Here is a 23,054-nt window from a genome sequence, read left to right as displayed (position 1 = left end):
TGGAATGAAGGGATTGTACCCGTCGCTTTTCGCGATAACGGCCTTGGTTGCTGCAGTGATGCGACCATCAGTAGCCGATGCTCAAACCAATCCGTTGAGCGTCCAAGCGATCGCTGGCCAGCCATACGGTGTTGCCCAAGTCGTGATTCCTGCTGGCCAAGTTTCTGAAACGGCTTCGGTGCGTTTGATTGTCACGAACGAAGAATCGCGGGTCTTTTTTCCTGCGATCGATATTGTTACCACGGAGCCACCGCCGGCTCCAACGCCACCACCTCGCATCGCTTCGGAACGCCCTCGACTCGGCGCTTTGGTGCAAAGGATTCGCAATGCGGTGAATTTAGCGAAGGAGCAGATCGATCCACCCGAAGTCGTTCGAGTGCAGTTCCTTTTCACGGGGGAGAGTCCCTTTACGATCCAAATCGCTGGTGATCTCAACACAACGGTGGACGTCCGGCCAATCGCTCCAGGGCAAACCGCGCCCGAGGAAAATGGCAGAGCCCCCCTCACATTGGAGTTGCTCCGCCAATCATGGTGGGATGGTTATGTCGCCCAAGCCAAAACCCAGATCGAGCGAAGCGATTATCCTTCCATTGTGGAGAATTACCTGATTCATATGCTGGGCCGTCGCTTTGGGTACCCCATACCCAACCTTTCTAGAAAGCCGTTCAAGCCCGACGAACCGCAGCAGGATCCGATGCCAACCATCGCCTTGGTCGCAGGGGTCGAATCTCTTCGCTCGGAGTTGCATCGCGAAACCTTGAACCAGTCTTCAGGTTTAGAGCAACCTATGCGTCCAATTCCGGCCCCGCCTCGTTGGACGGAGATCGCATCCCCGGCCGTTCCAGACGATCTTGCTGTCGAACCGATCGCATATCGCATCCCGCCGGAGTGTTTCTACATCCGATTTGGTAGCTTCGCTAACTTTATTTGGTTCAAGCAGTTTGGAGAATCGCGCGGTGGCGACTTGGCGCAACTCGCCGTTCTTCGAGGCTTGAACTATCAAACCAATGATCGCATGGAGAGGATGCTCAATGCGAAGACCACGATGGTGGGCAAGCTCTTTGGAGACTCGATCATTTCGGATATGGCCATTATCGGTCAAGACTTGTATCTGCAAGAAGGACCCACCATGGGGATCCTCTTCGAAGCGAAGAACATGGCCTTGCTAAGGTCTTCGATGGAGGGTGATCGAAAGACGGCCTTGCAGCAATATCGGTCGCGTGGAATCAAGCTTGAAGATGTCGAGTTGGAAGGCAAAAAAATCTCACTGCTAAGCACGCCGGACAATCAAGTCCGATCGTTTATGGTTGAGCGGGATAACTACCTTCTCCTCACAACGAGCCAATCCATTGCGAAGCGGTTTCTCGAAGTTGCAGACGGTGGGCCATCGTTGGCGCACTCCGACGCCTTTCGATTTGCCCGGTTCACGATGCCGCTGAGCAATGAGTACAGTGTGTTCGCCTACCTGTCCTCCGAGTTCTTCCGCAATTTGGTGTCCCCCCAATACCAAATCGAGCTTCGTCGGCGACTCAAAGCGATTGCTTCGATTGAAATCGCGGAGATGGCATCGCGTGTCGCCAACGCGGAAGCGAATGCGTTGGGATCGGAAAAAGGGGGATCGATCGATTCTTTGATGCGACGCGGATATCTGCCTGACACCTTCCAATCCCGGATCGATGGCTCGCAAACACTTTCGTTCAACGGTCAGTGGCACGACTCCTTACGAGGGGCTCGTGGGAGTTTCCTTCCTATCGCAGATGTTCCCCTGCTGGAATGCTCCCAGGAGGAATTCGATGACTATCAGGAACAATCGCACTTCTACGCTACCCGTTGGCAACAGACCGATCCTTTGATGTTCGGAATTCGCCGCTTCGTAGATCAAGACGTTCCCTCGGTGGAGAACTTGGTCGTTGAGGGATATATCGCACCGCTCGGGCGAGACAAGTATGGATGGATTTCACGCCTCTTGGGGGAACCGGTCCAAACGGAGATCGAACTCCCCCGCGATGACATGATCCATGTGCAAGTCCACTTGTCGGGTGAAACACCTCTCGGGCGTCCGTCTCCCAATCACGTACTTTTTGCCGGGGTCAAGGATCTTGACCCACCTATTCCAGGAGAAACGAAAGGCCTGCTAGCAACACTGCGTGTGCTCAAGTCGATTCCGGGTTACTTGGGGACTTGGCCAAGCCCTGGTTATCTCGATCGCCTTCCGTTTGGATTGGGAGGGGGGGGACCCGATGCGTACGGGTTTTCACGAAGCTTGTTTGGGTTGTGGCGTTGGCAAGGAGGAGGGTTCAGTATTGTTTCGTTCGACCGGAGCATTCTCGAACATTGCTTGAACTGGATTCGCCCAGTGCCAGCCGCCGATTTTGCGCAAGGTCGTGTGTTTATTGGGGACCTTAAAAACAGCCGCGTTTCTTCCTTCTTCAACATCCTCTCCTTCCGGCGTGCGGCCCAAACTTCGCGGGGCAATCTCATGCTCTTGGATGCGATGCAGGAGCAGCTTCATATCCCCACCGAGGAAGCGCTCCAAGCTGCCGAGCAGCTTCTCGATGCGAGGTTGCAATGCCCGCTGGGGGGAACGTACGAGCCCGTGAAAAGTGCATCGCAAGAGAGATCGAACTACTGGATTAGCACCGCTTGGGAAGCGAGCGTGGAAAAACCACGCATCGATTCCGGTCGTTCCGATCCCGACTACATCGGATTCGATCCAGAGCACGCGATTCCGGCGCCGACCTATCGCGTTCCTTGGTTGGATTGGTTTCGAGGCGCCCATGCCCATTTGACCCAATTGCCGGAACGGCTCGTTTTGATCAGTCGAATCTCCATGGAACGCCTCCCGGCGACACCGGCCAACTCCGCATCCTCGGAGGAAAGCGAAAAGTTACCCGCGATGAATCTCGATTTGTTCAATCTCCCGTTTCAGTTCTTCAAAGGAGATAAACCGAATGGCAAACCGACGAACAAAGGCGCGCCCGAAGCAATTCCGCCCGTGAAAGCAGAACGAAAGGACTTCTAAACGAGCGCGCCACCCCGGCGTGGTAATTAGGCCTGAGCATTGAGATCGCGCTCACTTCATGTACCATGACGTGGCGAGCGCCGCTTGGTAAACCAGTTTTCTTACGCATCTCAACGCTGGAAGAGGTCGGAATGGCACGATGGCTTTTGTACCTAGCATGGATCTGCCTCCTTGCCCTACCCGCCTGGTCGCAAGAGGCCTCCCCCACTTCCTCCTCGTCTACGTCTCCCTCTTCATCAACCCAGACGAAAGCGACATCTCCTACCCCTGTCGCGGTCAAGTCGGTGTCGGAGATCATTGCAAACTGGAAGCCAGAAAACCAACTCTACACCCGTGGCAACATTGGAGTGGATTCTAAGCGTCTCAACGATTTGGCGAAGTGGCTTCAGCAAAACGCGCCGCATTGGCTAGTCGTCCTCATCGATGACGCGAGCGGCGAAATCTACCGTACTCCCAACCGACCTTTTTCTGGTATCGATGCGGTCGAAGTTCAATTGGGAACCCGACTGAATAACGAAACCGACTTCGGGAAACTGGAGCATCCCCGTACCCGAGAACCCGACGGCGCGGTCCTGGTGTTCATGCTCAAACAGCGAAGAGTTTCGTACTTTGCCTCCGACGCACAAGACTCGAGGAACCTGGGAGAAAGCCACTGGCAAGGGGAATTGGATCAACCGGCACTCCTCGCTATGAAGTCGGGAGGACGTGTTATCGATGCCGTCCAAAACACGATCAAGAATATCAATCAACGCCTAGAGCAGACGATCCAATCCGATGCAGACCGCGAAGCTGCCATCGCATTGGCCAAGCAGCGGGAGCTAAGTTCCTTTCAAGTTGCGTTGGCAGCAACGAAATCCCAAATCGAAGAGGTCGAATCGCATCGCGACCGTTTTAAAAAATCATACCCTGCTGCAACCGGTCCACTCGTATCCCCACCCACCCAGGGGTGGCGACAGCGCATCGAAGCCTTCGAGATGGATGTTGACACAGAAAACGTGAGAACGATCCAGTCTTCCTTCGCTCGAACGAAATCAGAAATGGATCATTACTTGCACAGCTACGCGGAGGTTGAAGGTCTCGATGCCAATTTGGCGAGATACGCCGCTTCGATTCAAAGGCTTACAGCGGCCAACGAGCAAAAGATTGCACCGAACATTGTCGCGATTGAAAAGGCGATCGCGGATGCAAAGAATTCCGCTGGTCAGGGGGAAATGGATGTCGAGCGGCACCTGAGCGAACTGAACACTTTGCTGGAGAAAGCAACCACCGAACTTGATGTCGTCCAGCGAGCCGCTGCGCAAAGGCAGGCAGTTTGGGAATGGACTCGGCGTATCGCCATCGGGATGTTGATCGCCTTGGGTGCAGGGGTCGCACTCTTCTTGCGGTTCCTCTACCAGCGCCGTATACCCATCATGAACAAAGCGATTCGCGAACTGGCCATTCGCGAGGATGCGGTGCAGAAGGAAACGGATCGGACAGGTATCCTCTTTACTCGCACCAACGATTTGCTCGGCTCGAAAGATCGAGTGGAAAAGCGAGGCTATGAAGGAAAGACGAAAGAGCTAGCCCTGCAAATTCTGACGACCATCGACAATCTCTTTATTCTTTCTAAGGAGATGCGGCGAGTCCTCGATTTGGCAAAAAGTACCATCCATCCCACCTCTTGGCGGGATCGATGGAAGAATCGCTTTAGCTCCGAGCTTTACTCCGAGGGAATTTCATACCTAAACGGAAAGACCCTTTCTTTTCAAGAAGCTCATGGTCTCCCACGGATCCTACGACAGCAGACGCGGGAGGAGCATGCTGCCAACGCGAAAGGTGAAGTCGAGATTACCTACGAAACCGCGTTCGCCTTATTCGAGCAGCAAGGCATCGAGGCGACCGCGATGCTCGATCGTTTGGAACTCGCACTAACGAGCGCCCAAGACCAGCTTACGCAATCCCAGAATCAACTTGACGCGACGCTAGAACTGGATCGATCCCTCTCCGAGAACAGCGACGGCCGCGTGCTGTGGGAACTTCCTTCCTTTCTAAACGTTGCCGCACCCAAACTGGCCAACGAACTTCGGCAAATCGAGAGCAAGGCAATGTTCGACGCGGTCAGCGTCGTGGAAGATTGGCTTCCTCCGATTCGCCAAAAAGTTGACTCCGTCCACGCTATTTTCAATCGTGTTAAACAAGGCTGCGAGGTACAGTTCCCCGCCGCAACCGCCGAAGGAAAATCACTCGCGGACCTCGGATACCGCACGGATTGGATTTCACGTGAATTCCAAACGATCGTCCGGGAGTGGGATCAACGTCTAACATCGATCGTTGCTAAACCCTCGAACGTAGCGATCACGTCATCCAATAGTCCGACTACCGCAATCGAAGCCGACCTAGATGGTGCATTCCAGGCTCTGACCCAACGAGTCATCGACTTGAGCACCACAGCAAAGCTCGTCAATACACTGGAGAAGGATCGCGTCCCTATTCTGCAAGAAAAAGTTCACGCAGCACGCGGTTCCATTGCGTTAAAGCTAGGGCTTCCGTTGGAACAAATACACTTTGGGAAACAGTCCACCACCGACAGCAAATTTCAACGCGTGGAAGCTGAACTCCTTACCGCCAAGCAACTCATCGCCAAAGGGGATCAAGCGGCGGCCAACAGTTGCGTCGAGCAAGCGACCGAGCAGTTGTCGAAGATCGAAGGTGCAACACAATCGGCCTTGGAGATCGTCGAGCGATTTCCGGAGCAGTTCGCGACGTTCCGCAAAGAGGTCGCGACCAGTCTAGAGCGATGGACAGAAACCAGAACTCAATTGGAAAAGTGGCAATCGATTTACGACCCAAGCGTTCTTCAAAGCCAACCTTCCAAACCATCGGATGCACCCAAGCAGCGTTCGCGATCGTTGGATGAAGTCCTCGGTGGAGCCCACCAAAGGCTTGAATTTGCCTCCGACATCATCGAGCAGGCTCAAGCCAAATTCAAGTCCGGTCAGGTCGTTCAAGCAGCTGAACATCTCTTGGAATCCCAAGGTGCAATGGCGGAAGCCAAGTGGGGGATCGAATTCGTTGTCGAATTTGGAAAACGACTGGAACAACAGGAAACGCGAAATGAAAAGCACCGTGAAGAGCTAACGCAATGGGTGAAGGTGCTCGAAACGAATCTTGAGGATCCTAAGGCGAGCCATGCTACCATTCAATCGATCCGAACATTGATCCAGTCGGCTCAGGCATCGCTTCTGGAAGACGTGTCGACCGCACGAAAGAATCCGATTGCGATTTCACGACGCTGGCAAGAACTAGAGGAAAGGCTAAATCAACTGCAATCGAAGCTGGTCTCGGATCGCCAGGCGCATGCCGAAGCAGTCCGCGCCGTACGCGGAGCGAAAGAGCAGTGGAATGCCGCTTGGGCGCTGGTTCAGAAATCACAAACCGATGGCATTCCCGATAGCACGGCGACAGTGGAAGCCAATGACCGAATCGGGAAACTGAAAAACGCGGTCAACGCGTTGGAAGGTACGCTCGAGAAGCCACACGGCGACTGGAAGGATATCGACGAGCAAGCCTACCGACTTCACGCTACGATCGACGGCGCCGCAAAAACACTTGCAGGTGAATTGAAAGATGCAGCGCGCGTCTACGAAGTCTTCCGACGTGGCTCCCAAGCGGTATTCGATGCCGAAAATTGGATCGGTAAACGAGGCTCCCGAGTCAATGCACACGACGGGACCGAACTTCTCGAGAAAGCCAGAAAGGCCCTACAGCGCGGTCGGTATCAAGATGTCGTGCACTTCAGCCAGTCCGCCATGGAAGTCGCTACAGCGGCGATTCAAGCAGGGGAACGAAACGAGCAATGGCTGGAAATGCAGCATCGAGCCGAGATGCAAAAAAGACAGCGCCATCGGCGTCGATCCAATTCACCCTTCGACGGAAACGGTCCCTCTGGTGGCGGCGGATCGTTCGGAGGCGGATTCTGGCCGACCGTTATCATTGGAGGTACAGGTTGGCCAAGCTCCTCATCGTCCGATTCCTGGTTTGGGGGCAGCAGCGGTTCCTCGGGTGGAGATGGAGGTCTTTTCGGTGGCGGCGGTGGCTTCGGTAGCGGGGGAGGTATCGATATCGGCGGTGGAGGTTGGGGCGGGTCCAGTGACAATGGTTCCGGTTTCTCCGGTTCCAGCTGGTAAGACCGCACCGCTGATACGTAAACAGTTTTGTCGCTAGAATCAAACGATCGAAGATAAAACTACAAGCTTTCCCCCCCCTCTTCCTTTCCAATATTTTCTACCTATCCAAAAAGTATCCCTATGACTTCCAATCCTCCACGATTCGTTATGATCGGCGGGTTCCTCGGTGCGGGGAAAACAACCACCATCGCGAAACTGGCGAAACACTATCAATCGCAGGGCAAGAAGGTCGGTATTGTCACCAACGATCAAGCGACCGATTTGGTGGATACGAATTTGCTGCGTTCTCAAGGGTTCGATGTCGGCGAAGTTGCTGGCTCTTGCTTCTGCTGCAACTTCAATGCACTCACGGACACGGTCGAACAACTCGGAGCCGGAGACCGTCCCGATGTCATCATCGCGGAGCCCGTAGGTAGCTGCACCGATCTCGTTGCGACCGTTATTCGCCCATTGCAGCAAATCTACGAGCAGCCCTTCGATATCGCCCCCTATGGTGTCATTGTCAAACCAAGCCACGGTCTCAAGATTCTCAAGAAAATCAAACGAGGGGGATTCTCTCCCCAAGCCGAATACATCTTTCGCAAGCAAATCGAAGAGGCGGATTTTGTTCTGCTCAATCGAATCGATGAATTATCCGCTGACCAGGTGTCCGAACTGATCCAGCTGATCGAAGCCGACTTCGCCAACATGCCCTCTATCCGAATCTCAGCGAAAACAGGTGAGGGCTTTGAAGGCCTTACCGAGTATCTTGAACTACGGGGTGAATTTGGAAAACGACTGATGGATGTCGATTACGATGTCTACGCGGAGGGGGAAGCGGAACTGGGATGGCTCAATGCTCAACTCTCCGTGCAGTCCGATCAACCCTTTGAAATCGATCGTTTGCTGGAAGATTTGGTGAATCGAATCCAACAGTCTCTGAACGAGGAGGAGAGCGAAGTTGCCCACTTGAAGGCAATTGGGATGCAAGACGGTCAATTTGCTGTGGTGAATCTGGTAAGCAGCGATTCCCGTTCCGTTCTTTCGGTACCCAGTCGACATTCCGCGAAATCGGCCGAACTGGTCGTCAACGCCCGTGTGGCCACCGATCCAGAACGATTGACCCGACACGTTCAGGACGCTATCGATTCCATATGCCATGAAAAAGGAATCCGCTCTGAGATGCGGGCTCTGCAAAGCTTCAAACCAGGCCGGCCTGTTCCGACACATCGCATTCAGACTTGAACGGTCCCAGATCGGCCCTCATCCACTCTTCGGTGAACCTAAATGTTTTTTGATTTTCAATCGATCCAGGCCGGTCAGCGATACAAATTGATGACAGGGCTTATCGTTCCACGGCCGATCGCTTGGGTGACCACGCTGCACGACAATGGCAAAGTCAATGTCGCGCCTTTTAGCTTCTTCAACGCAATCGGTACGGACCCTGGTTTGATTGTCCTTGGAATTAGCAATCATCCCGATCGGCCAAAGGATACGGCTGCGAACATTGAACGCACCGGTGAGTTCGTTGTGAATTTGGTGCCTAAACAATTCGCGCAGGCGATGAGCGATTCCGCCACAGATTATCCACCGAATATCTCCGAAGTGGACGAACTCGGTTTGACCACACTTCCGTCGACCTTTGTTCTACCTCCTCGTTTGGCCGGTGTTCCGGCCGCATTCGAATGCAAACTGGAACGAAGCTTGATGATCGGTGAGAATCGCGTGATCTTCGGATTGGTCATGGGCGCTTTTGTCGAAGACCACAAAATTCGGGATGCTGAGCGAGGTATTGTCGATACCGAAGCATTGCAACTGGTTGGACGCATGGGAGGGTTAGGCGGCTACACCTATACCGATAGCACATTCCAATTGGAACGGAAAAAATTCCAACCCTCCTAGCTCAAAATGTCCCGAATCACGTGACCATGGACATCGGTCAATCGGAAGTCCCGGCCCGCATACCGATAGGTCAGTTTCTCGTGATCGAATCCTAGCAGGTGCAACATGGTGGCGTGCAAATCGTGCACGCTGGTCGGCTTCTCTACCGCTTTGAATCCAAAGTCATCGGTCGCTCCGTAAGTCGTACCACCCCGAATGCCCCCACCGGCCATCCAAACGGAGAATCCATAATGGTTGTGGTCTCGACCATTTCCACCTTCGGATACAGGGGTTCGACCGAACTCGCCGCCCCATAGGACCAACGTGTCTTTCAACATATCTCGCTGCTTCAAATCGCGAAGGAAGGCTGCGATCGGCTGATCGATCTCCGCCGCATTCTTTCGAAGATTCTTCTCGATGTCGCCATGGTGATCCCAAGGTTGCCCTGCACCATGCCACAACTGAACATACCGAACTCCTTGCTCCAACATCCGCCGAGCGATAAGCGTTTGACGTCCATGAACCGTATCGCCATACGCCTCCAGAACCTCCTTCGGCTCCTTGGATAGATCCAGCACATCCGCAGCCTCCGTCTGCATGCGAAACGCGAGCTCGAAGGACTGAATTCGAGCCTCCAATCGCGGGTCATCGCGATCGAGCGCGTGCCGGGTGTTCAATTTACGAAGCATATCCAGCTGATGCCGTTGCACTTGCTCGGTGGCGTGAGGGCTGCGAATGCTCTCGATCAGTCGGTCGATCTCGCGATGCTGAGGATCGATAAACGTTCCTTGAAATGCGCCAGGTAAGAATCCCGATTGCCAGTTCGCTGTGTCCTTGATCGGATACCCACCCGGACACATCGCGACGAATCCCGGCAAATTTTCATTCTCGGATCCCAATCCATACATCAACCAAGACCCGAAACTTGGCCTCGATTGAATCGAATCCCCGCAGTTCATCAGCATTAAGGAGGGCTCGTGGTTTGGAACCTGCGCATACATCGATCGAATGACGGCGATATCGTCGGCGTGCTCTGCCGTCTTCTCAAACAATTCGCTAATCTCGAGCCCACTCTCTCCGTATCGGGAAAAGCGAAAGGGGGAGGGCAGTGCACCGCCTGTCTTCCTCTCCGTTAAATAGGATTGCGGCAATGGTTTGCCCGCATAAGTCTTCAACATCGGCTTGGGGTCGAAGGTGTCGACATGCGATGGCCCTCCGTTGAGAAAGAAATGGACGACACGCTTCGCCCTGGGCGCAAAATGGGGCTGTTTGGACTGTAGCGGATTGGATCCTGAAGTCGGGACCTCAGCTCGTGAGGTCTGGTCTCCAAGCAAACTCGCCAACCCCAGGATTCCCATTCCCATGCCGGACTGAGTAATAATTTCGCGTCGTGTTCGCATGGTTCAATCCACAAAAAAGGCTTCGTTTGACACCAATAATATCTGAGCCAATTGCTCCAGTGGCGATAAAGGAATCCGCAGCGATCGAGGGAAATCATCCTCGCCATTCCAATTTCGCACGACAGATGCACCCACTGATGCCGAAAGGGGCGTCCACTCTACATCGGGTACCCAATCCAGATCTTCATAGCTCAAGCTCCCATGAAGCTCTGCAATAAAGTCAATCGTGTCCCCTTCTTGAACCGCAAGATTCTCGACGTGGAATGCCTCTTCCCCGTGCGCTACGACTTGTGATTTAAGGATTCCTTGCCGGCTGGATAAGAGGATCCCGCGCACCCCATCCCCCTGCTCATGCACATGCTTCGCAATGGATCGAATCGAAACACTTCCTTCTCCCGGCGCTGTCCAACGACGAACTGCAGAATGCTGCAAATCGTTCCCAGTGTGAATGGTTCTCGCGGTGATATGGACCCAGCCTAGCTTGGCATCCGGCAACCTCTCTCCACCTTGTCGATGAGTAACTGTCTTATAAGGTAACTCTGTGAAGTTGAGCAGTCTTTGGTTCGGTGCATCGACTTGTCCGTAACCGTATGCCCAAGATTGCATTCGCTCTGCTTGCTGCGATTCATCCGCACCCGTTCCGATGTGTTCCGCGTAGGAGAGCCAATCGGTCAGCCCCTTTCTCTCGTCCTCGGTCGGCTTGCGTTGCAGAACTCGTTGAAATATTTCATCCAGTTTCCATGCGAGTTCCTTCGCTGAAAGGCCTTCGGGATGTTGGCGCTGGATTTCAGCGATAACCCCGCGAGCTTGCGCGGCGACAAAGGGGTGATTGAGAGCGAACAATGCCTGTTGCGGAACCGTCGTTTCGTTGCGATCGGGAGCATGCATATCTGGATTCGCAAAATCAAAAACGCTCAGAACCGTGGGTAGATATTGTCGATCGATCGTGCTGTAAACGGTCCGTCTTTTATTGGCAATTCCATCTCCGGCGAAAAGATCTTGTGACTTTCCCCCTCGCGCCGTTTCCAGTCTGCTGCTGGCAACTAGCATGCTATCTCGCAGCACCTCAAACCTGACACGCTTGCGGTTCATCTTCCACAAATAGCGATTCTCGGGATCGAGCCCTTGCGCTGCATTCCGATCCGAAATCGGTTCGGGACCAAGACTCGTTTGTTGGTAGGTATCCGAAGTGAGTATCAATCGATGCAACCAACGGTTGTCCCATCCGTGGGCCATGAATTCGCGCGCGAGATAATCCAGCAACTCGGGGTGACTGGGAGCCGTAGCACGAACTCCGAAATCGCTTGGAGTCGTTACCAATCCTGCACCAAAATACTGCTTCCAGACGCGGTTCACCCAGACGCGCGCCGTAAGGGGATTACGTGGGTCTACCACCGCCTTGGCCAATGCCAAACGGCCGCTGCCAGATGGGATAGGATGCTCCGACTCTAACCCCAGAACTCTGGGAACACCTCGGTGAACATCGGCGCCTTTGGTCGCTGGGTTTCCCCGGCGAAATACACGCGGTTCCAAGATCGACCGATTGTCTTGAAGCACCACCGCGTGGGGATGCTTAAATGGATCCTCCAGCAGCAACCGCTCTACCTCGCTCTGCCTCTTCCAAAGTTCCACGACGGTGCCGTTGTCCCACAACCATTCCATGTTCGCCATGTGCTCGGTGGGGATCACGCAGGGAGATTCACTTTGGGTCAAGAAGCGGACTAGAGATTCCCATGCCTCTTCGCCGAACTCCTCTCGCAAAGTTCTTTCCTTGGGCACATCGTTCCCCTCGGCATCCCCATGGAGTTCCCGCCAGCTTCTCAGCAGAATTTCTTCATAGCGATTTGCGAGGTCATTGACCGATACGGGAACATTGCTGAGCGATTGCAGTAAAGCTGGATGCACCTTGCCTGGGGCCTCTTTCCATTGAGCGATGCGAAGGGTCGACTCCGCCACGAATTGACTATCGTCGAGCATGTTCAGTTCGACCCAAGGAAGGAACAGTGGGTCGCCCACTCGAGCAGCTCGATGAAGATAATTCTCCCATCGATGGACGATCGCAGGGAGCAAGTCTTCTTTGGAGCTCAGTTGACTGAAGCTGACATCTGGATAGTCGCTCAGAGACTTTTGAGCCATCAAGTAATCCGCGATCCGATCCCGAATGCGAGCTTCCGCCTCCACTTTTTGAGTCCTTAGGTAGACGTTGTACGCTTCCTTTTTTTCCTCAAGGCTCTTCGAGTGATCATCGGTTTGCTCCGTTCCATCGGTTAGTGCAACGAGTTGTTCGTGCGAATTCTGAAAGATGCCGAAAAGAGAGTAATACTCCGCAGTGGAAATGGGGTCGTACTTGTGATCATGGCATCGAGCACAGCCCACTGTCAGACCTAACATCCCTCGACTCACGACGTCGATGCGATCATCGATAATGTCTGCCTCGACACCGAGAAAGCGTCTCCCAAGTGTGAGGAATCCCAGGGCTATCCAGTCCTTCTTCTCGCTGTCAGGTAGAATATCCGCTGCGATCTGCAGTTCGAGGAATCGATCGAATCGCATTCCCTGATTCCACGCCTGGATCACCCAATCGCGATACAAAGGAGCATGGACATAGAAACGCTCCTCGCGTGCATAGACATATCCTTTGGTGTCGGAATACCTAGCGATATCGAGCCAGAACCTGCCCCAATGTTCACCAAACGCTGGGTCGGAGAGAAGAGTATCGATCGTCTTCTCCCAGGACTCCGTCGAGAAATGGCTAGCCAGTGACTCCACCGCAGCGAACGAGGGAGGCAGACCTGTGATGTCATAGGAGGCGCGGCGCAAAAGGGTGCGAGGATCGGCCTGGGGTGATTTAGGTAATCCTAATTCTCTTCGCTTGGCATCGACAAACGCATCGATCGGATTCTTGTGCTCGGGCTCCCCGGTCGGAGAGATCAGCTCTCGCGGAGGTTCTGCTTTTGATAACGACTGAAACGCCCAGTGAGTTCGCAGGAGCTCCTCCGGGGAAGCTCGCTTCATTTCGTGGGATTCGGGCCACGCCGCTCCCTGCTCAATCCATTCCCGAAACCATGCGACCTGTTGCTCGGTCAAGGCTGGTCCAGACTCCTCGGGCGGCATGCGAATGTCCGCATCCGACTCGATGATCCGCCGATACAGCTCGCTATCATTCGGTTTGCCTGCAACGAGCACTGGACCGCTTTCCCCTCCACGCATGGCGCTTTGGGCGTGATCCAGTCGCAGTTCTGCCCACTGCTTCTCGACACCATGGCACGACACACAGCGATCTACCAAGATGGGGCGAATGCGAGTTTCAAAAAACTCCTCCGCTCCCCTTGGTCGATTGTCGTTCGGTTCCTGGGAGTGCGACGAACAAGCCAATGCACCGATCAAGATCAAACCGACCGATCCTGATATGAGCCGACGAATAAATCTGTACCGGTCGTTCGACATCGAACTGGAAATGCCTGGGTGGGAGGTGGCGGGGGGAAAGGGAGGGCGTGGGGGAGAAAAGGAGGGGGCTAGCTATCGAGGCTAACGGTGACGGTCTTGGATTCGGTGTAGGCCTTCAAGCCTTCTTCGCCTAGTTCGCGACCTTGTCCGCTCATCTTGAAGCCACCGAAGGGCGCGGCTGCGTCGAAGACGTCGTAGCAATTCACCCACACAGTACCTGCCCGTACTTTTCGCGCAAAGTCATGAGCCTTCGCGATATCCCGGGTCCACACTGCCGCTGCTAGTCCATAGAAAGTTTGGTTCGCGCGACGAATCAAGTCGTCCCAATCGTCGAACGTCAGCACGGACATTACCGGTCCGAAGATCTCTTCCTTCGCAATAGCCATGTCGTCGGTCACGCGATCAAAGACGGTGGGTTGCACAAAGTATCCTCGATCATGCGCTCGAGCGCCCCCGGCGATACATTCCGCTCCTTCTTGGGTTCCCTTCTCGATGTAGCTCATGATCTTGTCGAACTGAGCCTGATCGATCTGAGGTCCCTGCTCGGTCTCGGGCGCAAAAGGATCACCAACACGGCGATTTTTGGCAAGCTCTTGGACGCGGCCGACAAATTCAGTGTGAACGTCTTTGTGGACGAAGACGCGAGAACCCGCGCAGCAACACTGGCCTTGATTGAGAAACAACCCGATATAGGCCCCTCGGGCAGCGCGATCGAGATCGGCATCGGGAAGGACCACGTTGGGACTCTTTCCTCCCAATTCGAACGTCAGCCGCTTCAGTGTTTCGGCAGCGTCTCGCATGATGATCTGAGCCGTGCGGTGTTCGCCAGTGAAGGCGATTTTGTCGACGCCGGGGTGACGAACAACCGACGCTCCCGCCGTAGGTCCAAACCCAGGAACGACATTGATGACCCCATCGGGGATTCCCGCTTCCTTAGCGAGCTGAGCCATTCGCAAACAGCTTAAGGGTGTTTGCTCAGCGGGCTTCATCACGATCGTGCAGCCAGCGGCGAGAGCAGGCCCCCACTTCCAAGCGACCATGAGCATGGGGAAATTCCATGGAATGATCTGTCCGGCTACCCCAACCGGTTCGCGACGGGTGTAGGTGAAGTAGTTCCCGCGGACCGGTATCGTCGAGCCATGTATCTTGTCTGCGTAGCCCGCGTAATATCGCAAGCAATCGATGACGAGGGGCAAGTCCGCATTGCGCGATTCGCGAATCGGTTTGCCATTGTCGAGCGTTTCCAATGCAGCAAGCTCGTCGATCTGGCTTTCGATCAAGTCCGCGAGCCGGTAAAGACATCGCCCGCGATCGCGGGCATCCATGCGGCTCCAAGGCCCGCTTTCCAGCGCGTGACGGGCAGCCTTTACAGCCGCATCGACGTCGGCCCAATCCCCCTCTGCTACCTCGCAAATCACTTCCTCCGTTGCAGGATTCAACGTGGTGAAGGTTTTGCCGGAAATCGCGGGTCGCCATTTCCCGTCGATGAAACATTCACTGTGCTGGACTTTGGGATGGCGAATCGATTCCGTCATGGTGGCCATGGCATTCTCCGGAGAGAGTGAGAGGTGAAGGTCAGTACCTCGATTATAGCATCGATCGACCTTCGAAACGCAAAACGATTTCCTAGCGAACTCGCGATCCTATTCCTGGGCTGCTAGACTCATGTGCGATCCGTTTCCCATCGCCATCCCTCCTGAACTCGATTCCTTCCTCGCACGACGGACTCCACGATGTTCGATCGCATAATGTTCGCCCACACGATTTGGACCGTTGGTCTGATAAGAAGCTCGGTACTCTTTTGCTGGATGGCCGCGACGTCGACAGGGCCAATCACGCAAGCCCAGGCGCAGGACGCATCCGATGGCAAGATGCGCCCGAATATCGTTTTCATGCTGATCGATGATATGGGAGTCATGGATACGTCCGTTCCGTTCTTGACCGATCGGGAAGGTCGACCGGTCAAACATCCGCTCAATAGGTATTACCGGACTCCATGCATGGAGCGAATGGCTGAGCAGGGAATCCGATTCAATCAATTTTGTGCAATGAGCGTTTGCTCTCCGACCCGGGTATCCATCCTAACGGGGCAGAACGCAGCGAGACATCGCACCACGAATTGGATCCAGTGGAAGAACAACAATGGAGGGCCTCGAGCTCCCAAGGATTGGAACTGGCTTGGACTAGGAGCGACCGATATTTCTCTGCCACGCATCTTGCAAAGCCATGGTTATCGCACGATCCATGTTGGCAAAGGGCACTTGGCACCTCGAAGTGGGTCCGGTTCGAATCCTCTTCAATTGGGATTCGATATCAACGTCGGTGGAGAATCGATCGGTCAGCCCGCTAGCTACTACGGTGCAAAGGACTTCTCGGGAGAAGGGAATCGAGCGGATACGTCCGTCCCAGGATTGGAGGCTTATCACGGCCAAGACATTTTCTTGACGGAAGCCTTGACGCTGGAGGCCAATCGCCATGTTGCGGAATCCGTTGCTGCGAGCAAACCATTCTTTCTTTATTTTGCACACTACGCTGTCCACGCTCCATTTCAGTCCGATGCCCGATTCGCCGAACATTACCGCGAAAGTGGTCAACCAGCTCCGGCGCAAGCCTTTGCAACGCTTGTCGAGGGAGTCGATCGCTCGTTAGGAATGGTGATGCAGAAACTCGAGTCGCTGGGCGTGGCGGAGAACACGCTGGTTATTTTCCTCGGTGACAATGGGACCGACGCACCGTTGGGCGGACCCCATGAAGTAGCCTGTGCGGCTCCTTTGCGAGGAAAGAAAGGGTCGCATTACGAAGGGGGGATGCGAGTGCCATTTATTGCATCGTGGGGCAGACCGAACGCTAACGAACCTGCCCAGAAAAAGCTCCCGATCCGAGCTGGGGTGATTCAATCGCAGATTGCATCGGTGGCCGATCTCTTCCCCACGATCCTTGAGTTGGTCGGCGCCCGTATTCCCGAGGAACATGTCGTGGACGGGCAATCCCTCTCTGTGCTCTTCTCAGGGAAGCGGGATACGAATCGGCGCGAGTCCTTCTTGATGCACTATCCGCACGCACCGCATCGCAGCGACTATTGGTCCAGCTTGCGAGAAGGTCCTTGGAAGGTCGTGTACCATTACTTCCCTACCGAAGTGTCAGGTGGGTCCCATTACCAACTTTTTCACTTGGATAACGACCCCTATGAGCAGAAGGATTTATCGCGATCCCAACCGGAGGAGTTGAAGCGGTTGACTGCGAAGCTGGCAGAAGAGCTGGCGCGTCATCATGCACTTTTTCCGACCGACGAAAAAGGAAAAGATCTGGCGGTTCTTGTGCCGGAATGAATGATTTGCGTTTCCTCCAGACCGTTGCCCCGTCGATACAATCCAGTCCCTTCGGTGCCTGATCAGTCGAAGGTGAAAAAATTTACTCAACATTTCCTGTCGTAATTCGCTTATGCCGCAGTTCAATTCCAGCAGTCTGAACGAACAAGCCCTTGGGATATGCCGCTCTGCTTTGGGGCATACGCAGAGTTGGAGGATTGCGTCGCACGCGCTGGCTAGCGGCACGACTGTGTTGGATTTCGGCATACAAGTCACAGGTGGGATTCTTGCAGGTCAGAACTTGGCGCGGATTTGCATGTCGGATCGTTGCAAGGTCACGGTGCATCCTGCCGAAAGCTCCATCGGGCCTTGGCCGCAAATCCAAGTTTACACCGAGGATCCTGTGCACGCGTGCATGGCCTCGCAGTATGCAGGTTGGCCCGTGAAGGGGGATGGGTTTTTCGCGATGGGATCGGGCCCGATGCGCGTGAAGCGGGGGCAAGAACCTGTCCTCAAATCGCTAGGCGTTTCCGATGAATCGGAATGGGCTGTTGGAGTGTTGGAGTGCGATACTATTCCATCGGACGATATCGCCGTTTCGATCGCGACGGAGTGCAAAGTCGCGGCCGACAAACTTATGCTTTGCGTTGCGCCAACTCGATCCCTCGCAGGGACACTCCAAGTGGTTGCGAGGTCGGTCGAGACGTGCATGCACAAACTTTTCGAGCTCGGTTTCCCACTGGATCAAGTCGTAGGAGGGCATGGGGCCGCACCCCTTCCTCCCCCAGCCGTCGACTTCGTCGGTGGAATCGGTCGGACGAACGACGCCATCCTCTACGGTGGGCATGTGACGTTGTGGGTTCACGCGGAGGACCAACAGCTCTGCGAATTGGGGCCGAAGATCCCAAGCTGTCATTCCAAGGACTTCGGAAAGCCCTTTGCAGAGACCTTCCAAGCCTACGAGTTCGATTTTTACAAGGTGGATCCGGGGCTGTTTAGCCCTGCGATGATCACGCTCGTCAACCTGAAAACGGGGCGGTCGTGGCGATGGGGCAAACTTCGGCCCGACATTCTTGCCTCGTCGTTCGGCGAATCGCTTGGTTAGGCCTTGGTCACGCTGTCTCAATTGGCTTTGCATCGCTACAATCGGAGCTTTCACCAGCCCTCCATTCAACGAATCTCATGACGAATAAACCTTCCGAGGAACGCCCTACTCCATCCCCTTCGCCAGCCCAGCCACGGCGCGGCCAAGGTGCTTGGCTGATCGGTTTGGTGTTGGTGGCGACGTTGGGATTGATGTTTTTTTTCAACGGGTTGGCAACCTCCCGAATCGATTACGGCTTTTTCTTGGAGCAAATCGATGCCGAGAATCTGCAAAAGGTAACCGTCTACGATTCCTACGTCCAAGGAACGTTCAAGACGCCGCCGGAAAAGCCGGTCACGATGGACAGCCAGGGGAAGATCAAACGCCCCGTCACGGCCAACGGGGATGCAGAGCGATACAACAAAGACTTCGAGGTGTTTATCCCTGGAGATACCAACACCCGCGCTCAATTGTTCGAGAAGCTTTACGCGTTGCAGGCCAAATCTCGCAAACAGACCGAAACCCCGGACGTCAACGATCCCAATACGGTAGCTAGCCAGGATGTGATACCCCTGGAGATCCAAGTCATTCCTGGCAATGCTCTCAATTCGCTGCTGACCCTTATCTCGTTCGGCGTATTGATCGCGACCATTATCGTCATCGTCCTGTTCTTTCGACGCAGTCGCGAAGGAGGCATGATGGGAGGCGGGTTCTTGTCCAGTTTTACGAGATCCACCGCGAAGCGATATGAACCCTCCGATCAGCATATCACCTTTGACGATGTTGCCGGGTTGGAAGGAGTCAAAGCGGACTTGCAGGAGATTGTCGAGTTTCTCAAAGCGCCCGAGAAGTTTCAGAAGTTGGGGGGGCGAGTCCCGAAAGGTGTGCTCCTGAATGGCCCCCCAGGGACCGGAAAGACACTTCTCGCACGGGCTGTCGCCGGCGAAGCAGGCGTGTCATTCTTTTCGGTGAACGGTAGTGAATTCATCCAAATGTTCGTCGGCGTAGGCGCGTCCCGAGTACGTGATTTGTTTGCGACCGCTAAGGAACATTCTCCGGCGATCGTTTTCATCGACGAAATCGATGCGGTCGGGCGTCAGCGCGGAGCAGGTTTGGGAGGTGGTCATGACGAGCGCGAGCAGACACTAAACCAGATCCTTGGCGAAATGGACGGTTTCTCGCCCAATGATTCGGTGATCATCATGGCTGCGACCAATCGCCCGGATGTTCTCGATCCGGCCTTGCTGAGACCCGGGCGTTTCGATCGTCACATCACCGTAGGAAGACCGACGTTGAAGGGGCGAGAAGAGATTTTCAAGGTCCACGTTCGCGACGTGCCGTTGGACAAAGACGTCGATCTACATCGCTTGGCAGAAGCGACCGTTGGATTGACGGGTGCTGATATTCGCAACGTCGTGAACGAAGCAGCGCTGTGGGCAGCGAGGCAGGACAAAGCGCGGGTAAGCATGGCCGATTTTGACTACGCGCGAGACAAGGTGCTTATGGGGGCCAAACGGGAGGAAGTGATGCTCCCGAGTGAGAAGGAAAAGACCGCATATCACGAGGCCGGTCATACGTTGGCGGCATGGTTTCTGCCGGGTGCACAGCGAGTTCACAAAGTGACGGTGATCCCGCGTGGGATGTCGCTCGGGAGCACGCAGATCTTGCCATCGGAAGACCGGATGAACATGTCCGAGAGTGAAATCCGTGATCAGCTCGTCGTCCTGTTGGCCGGACGTGCTGCAGAAAAGATCATTTACGACGAGACATCGGTCGGTGCCGAAAACGACTTGGAACGAGCCACGTCGCTTGCCCGTCGCATGATATCCCATTGGGGAATGAGTCATAAACTCGGCCCGGTGTCTTACAAGCTTTCGGATAGTGATCCATTCTTGGGGCGAGAAATCCATCAGCAGAGGCAGTTCAGCGAGCGAACACAGGAGACAATTGATTCCGAGATCGGAGACACGTTGCGCGCTGCGGATCGACGAGCTACGGACATTCTGCATCAACGACGCGAAGAGCTCGAGCGTTTGAAAGATGCCTTGATCGAGAGAGAGGAGCTCGATGAGAAAGAGCTCACGGAGCTCATCGGACCGAGCATCCATTCGAAAGAAACTCCTGCGGTAGACGCGATAAGCGTTTGATTCGGGAGAATATGGCTCGCAAGAAAAGCAATAAGATACGAATCGAGTTTCGCAAGAAGCACCAATCTCAGGTGCGCGACGCCGATCTTACGAGCCAATACGAAGCAAATCTGGACGAGATCGATACCATTTCGTCCGAGCGCGTAAGCGGAAAAGGAGAGCTGACGCGCCACCGCACGGTGAAAGGAAGCATAGAAGACACATCGCGTGAGACGCTCGGCAATGTGGAGTTAGAGGTAGATCGAGGAACCATCTCAGGGCTTGTGCTGCGAGTCCACGGCTTGGAATCGATCGTGAAAGGTGGGGATGGCAAGATTTACCGATGCTCGCTTCGCCGAGTGTTGAAGAACTTGGCGACGGACCAACGACATGTCCTGGTTGCTGGCGATCAAGTTCGAATTCAGCGAGAGGGGGGCGAGCAAGCCTGGATCGTTCGTATTGAACCCCGTCGAAGCACATTGAGTAGAACGAGCAAGCAGCGAAGGCACATCATCGCTTCCAATGTCGATCAACTGCTCATTGTCACCAGCGCGTCGCAACCAGCCATCAAGCCCAATCTTATCGATCGGCTTCTCGCGACCGCAGAGCAGAACCATCTCGAAGCCTGCATCTGTATCAATAAATGCGATTTGATCGACGTTTCCAAGCTTCAGCCCTTGATCGGATGCTATGCGCAAATGGGCTATCAAATCGCTCTGCTCAGTGCAGCGAAGGGTTGGGGAATCAGTGCCCTGCGAACGATTACCAAGGACCGGTGCAGCGTCGTAGTCGGGCAGAGCGGCGTCGGGAAATCCTCTATCCTCAACGCGATCGAACCCGGACTGAAACAACGCGTACAAGCGGTCAGTCAAGAGAATGAAAAAGGAAAACACACCACCACCACCGCGGAGGTCTTTCCGCTTTCCTATGGCGGGTCACTCATCGATACTCCGGGGGTCCGTCAGTTTCAACTTTGGGACATTGTTGCGAGCGAGTTAACGGGGCTCTTTCGCGACATACGCCCCTTTGCGTCGAAATGTCGTTACCCCGATTGCAGCCATATCCACGAAAATGGTTGCGCCGTGAAAGATGCCGTAGCGGATGGCAGGCTCGATGCGAGACGCTACGACAGTTATTGTCAGATTATCGATTCGCCTTATGAAGGTGATCGAGACGAGTTGGACGGTTTGGAATAGCAGTCAAATGCCTGGCTAGTAATTGTCGGCAGCTAGCCTTCCGGCTAAACTTCACCACTGATTTACCCCACCCCTTTTGGAAGCTGTCCGAGCCACATGGACAGCGGAGAGTTCAATGAGCGCAACCACCGGACCGAAAATTGATAGTTCCAAAGCTCGCCTCATCGTTGGTGACAAGGAACTGGAGATGCCCGTATTGGTGGGGACGGAGAACGATCGAGCGATCGACATTTCGAAGCTCTTGAAGGAAACCGGCCATATCACGATCGACGAAGGGTATGCGAACACGGGTTCGGCGGCGAGTGCGATAACCTTTCTGGATGGGGAAACGGGCGTTTTGCGGCACCGCGGCTATCCGATCGAACAACTGGCTGAGCATTGTAGTTTTCTCGAGACCAGCTACTTGCTCATTTATGGGGAACTTCCAACGCGTGAGCAGCTCGAGCAGTTTGCCGATTCCATCGAAAAGCACACGATGCTTCACGAGGATATGCGATCGTTTTACAACGGTTTTCCTCGCGACGCGCACCCCATGGCGATTCTTTCCAGCGTTGTTGGTGCCCTGTCCACGTTTTATCAGGACTCGCTCGATCCGCACGATCCCGAGCAAGTCGAAGTTTCGATCCATCGTTTGATTGCCAAGTTGCCCACGATTGCGGCATACAGTTACAAGAAGTCGTTCGGTCAGCCATTCATTTATCCCGACAACAGTCTGGATTATTGCGAGAACTTTCTCAGCATGATGTTTGCGTTGCCGAGTGAGAAGTACCAACCGGACCCGGATTTTGTTCGCGCTTTGAATCTTTTGTTTATTGTCCACGCCGACCACGAACAAAATTGCAGCACATCGACCGTACGCTTGGTAGGATCATCGAATGCAAACCTATTTGCCTCAATCTCTGCGGGGATATGTGCGTTGTGGGGGCCTTTGCACGGCGGAGCCAACGAGGCTTGCGTGAACATGCTCAAACGCATCGCAGACGATGGCGGCAACGTCAAGAAGTATGTCGACATGGCGAAGGACAAAGCCAGCAACTTCCGTTTGATGGGCTTCGGCCACCGCGTGTACAAGAACTACGACCCACGTGCGAAGATCATCAAGGCTGCTTGCGATGTTCTACTCAAGAAGCTGAACCTCAACGATCCACTCTTCGAAGTCGCACAAGAACTGGAAGAAGTTGCATTGAAGGATCCGTATTTTGTCGAACGCAAACTTTATCCGAACGTCGACTTCTACTCGGGTGTGATCTATCGGGCGATGGGGATCCCTGTCCAGATGTTCACTGTGTTGTTCGCCATCGGGCGGTTACCCGGCTGGATAGCCCACTGGGTTGAGATGCATCACTCCAGTGGAACACGCATTGGACGCCCCCGACAAGTCTACACCGGTTATACCAAACGCGACGTCATCCCCATCGAGAATCGTTAAGTCGAAAGGCTTG

At 54.5% G+C, this 23,054-nt stretch carries 12 protein-coding genes; 9 read left to right on the top strand and 3 right to left on the bottom strand.

Annotation, left to right across the window (positions count from 1 at the left end; translation table 11 throughout):
• Nucleotides 1-4 precede the first annotated feature (4 nt).
• From VN12_RS11430 to VN12_RS11415, 4 genes are all read left to right on the top strand, one after another.
• On the top strand, nt 5-3,022 hold the full coding sequence (locus VN12_RS11430; RefSeq protein WP_146676958.1) for a hypothetical protein: 3,018 nt from the start codon (nt 5-7) through the stop codon (nt 3,020-3,022).
• A gap of 131 nt (nt 3,023-3,153) precedes the next feature.
• A complete protein-coding gene (locus tag VN12_RS11425) occupies nt 3,154-7,191 on the top strand; it encodes a hypothetical protein (RefSeq protein ID WP_146676957.1) in 4,038 nt (1,345 codons plus the stop codon).
• 120 nt (nt 7,192-7,311) lie between these two features.
• Nucleotides 7,312-8,415, top strand: coding sequence for a GTP-binding protein (locus VN12_RS11420; RefSeq protein ID WP_146676956.1), 1,104 nt, complete (start codon nt 7,312-7,314; stop codon nt 8,413-8,415).
• Between the two features lie 42 nt (nt 8,416-8,457).
• Nucleotides 8,458-9,072: a flavin reductase family protein gene (locus VN12_RS11415; protein WP_146676955.1), complete on the top strand. Its 615-nt coding sequence runs from the start codon at nt 8,458-8,460 to the stop codon at nt 9,070-9,072.
• Here the strand turns inward: VN12_RS11415 and VN12_RS11410 are convergent.
• The 3 genes from VN12_RS11410 to VN12_RS11400 all read right to left on the bottom strand — a co-directional run bounded on the left by VN12_RS11410 (nt 9,069) and on the right by VN12_RS11400 (nt 15,442).
• Complete coding sequence (locus VN12_RS11410; RefSeq protein WP_146676954.1) at nt 9,069-10,451, bottom strand: DUF1501 domain-containing protein; 1,383 nt, start codon at nt 10,449-10,451, stop codon at nt 9,069-9,071. The two genes, VN12_RS11415 and VN12_RS11410, sit on opposite strands and share 4 nt — an antisense overlap.
• A 3-nt stretch (nt 10,452-10,454) precedes the next feature.
• A complete protein-coding gene (locus VN12_RS11405) occupies nt 10,455-13,898 on the bottom strand; it encodes a PSD1 and planctomycete cytochrome C domain-containing protein (RefSeq protein WP_146676953.1) in 3,444 nt (1,147 codons plus the stop codon).
• Nucleotides 13,899-13,966: 68 nt separating this feature from the next.
• Complete coding sequence (locus tag VN12_RS11400; RefSeq protein WP_146676952.1) at nt 13,967-15,442, bottom strand: aldehyde dehydrogenase family protein; 1,476 nt, start codon at nt 15,440-15,442, stop codon at nt 13,967-13,969.
• Nucleotides 15,443-15,631: 189 nt separating this feature from the next.
• On the opposite strand from VN12_RS11400, the gene VN12_RS11395 reads away from it, so the two are divergent.
• From VN12_RS11395 to VN12_RS11375, 5 genes are all read left to right on the top strand, one after another.
• Complete coding sequence (locus VN12_RS11395) at nt 15,632-17,227, top strand: sulfatase (RefSeq protein WP_240491398.1); 1,596 nt, start codon at nt 15,632-15,634, stop codon at nt 17,225-17,227.
• Nucleotides 17,228-17,339: 112 nt separating this feature from the next.
• Nucleotides 17,340-18,311 carry a methenyltetrahydromethanopterin cyclohydrolase gene (gene mch / locus VN12_RS11390; RefSeq protein WP_146676951.1) on the top strand — a complete coding sequence of 324 codons (972 nt, stop codon included), beginning with the start codon at nt 17,340-17,342 and terminating at the stop codon, nt 18,309-18,311.
• 77 nt (nt 18,312-18,388) lie between these two features.
• On the top strand, nt 18,389-20,437 hold the full coding sequence (gene ftsH / locus VN12_RS11385; protein ID WP_146676950.1) for an ATP-dependent zinc metalloprotease FtsH: 2,049 nt from the start codon (nt 18,389-18,391) through the stop codon (nt 20,435-20,437).
• 11 nt (nt 20,438-20,448) lie between these two features.
• Nucleotides 20,449-21,612, top strand: a complete 1,164-nt coding sequence (gene rsgA, locus VN12_RS11380; RefSeq protein ID WP_146676949.1) for a ribosome small subunit-dependent GTPase A — start codon at nt 20,449-20,451, stop codon at nt 21,610-21,612.
• 115 nt (nt 21,613-21,727) lie between these two features.
• Nucleotides 21,728-23,041 (top strand): citrate synthase, encoded by a 1,314-nt coding sequence (locus VN12_RS11375; protein ID WP_146676948.1) that lies wholly within the window; start codon nt 21,728-21,730, stop codon nt 23,039-23,041.
• The last annotated feature ends 13 nt before the right edge of the window (nt 23,042-23,054 follow it).

Origin of the sequence: Pirellula sp. SH-Sr6A, assembly GCF_001610875.1 — a bacterium.
Lineage (GTDB): Bacteria > Planctomycetota > Planctomycetia > Pirellulales > Pirellulaceae > JBKCUI01.
The sequence above is the reverse complement of the archived record's forward strand: the minus strand, read 5'-3'. Positions and strand labels throughout refer to the sequence as shown.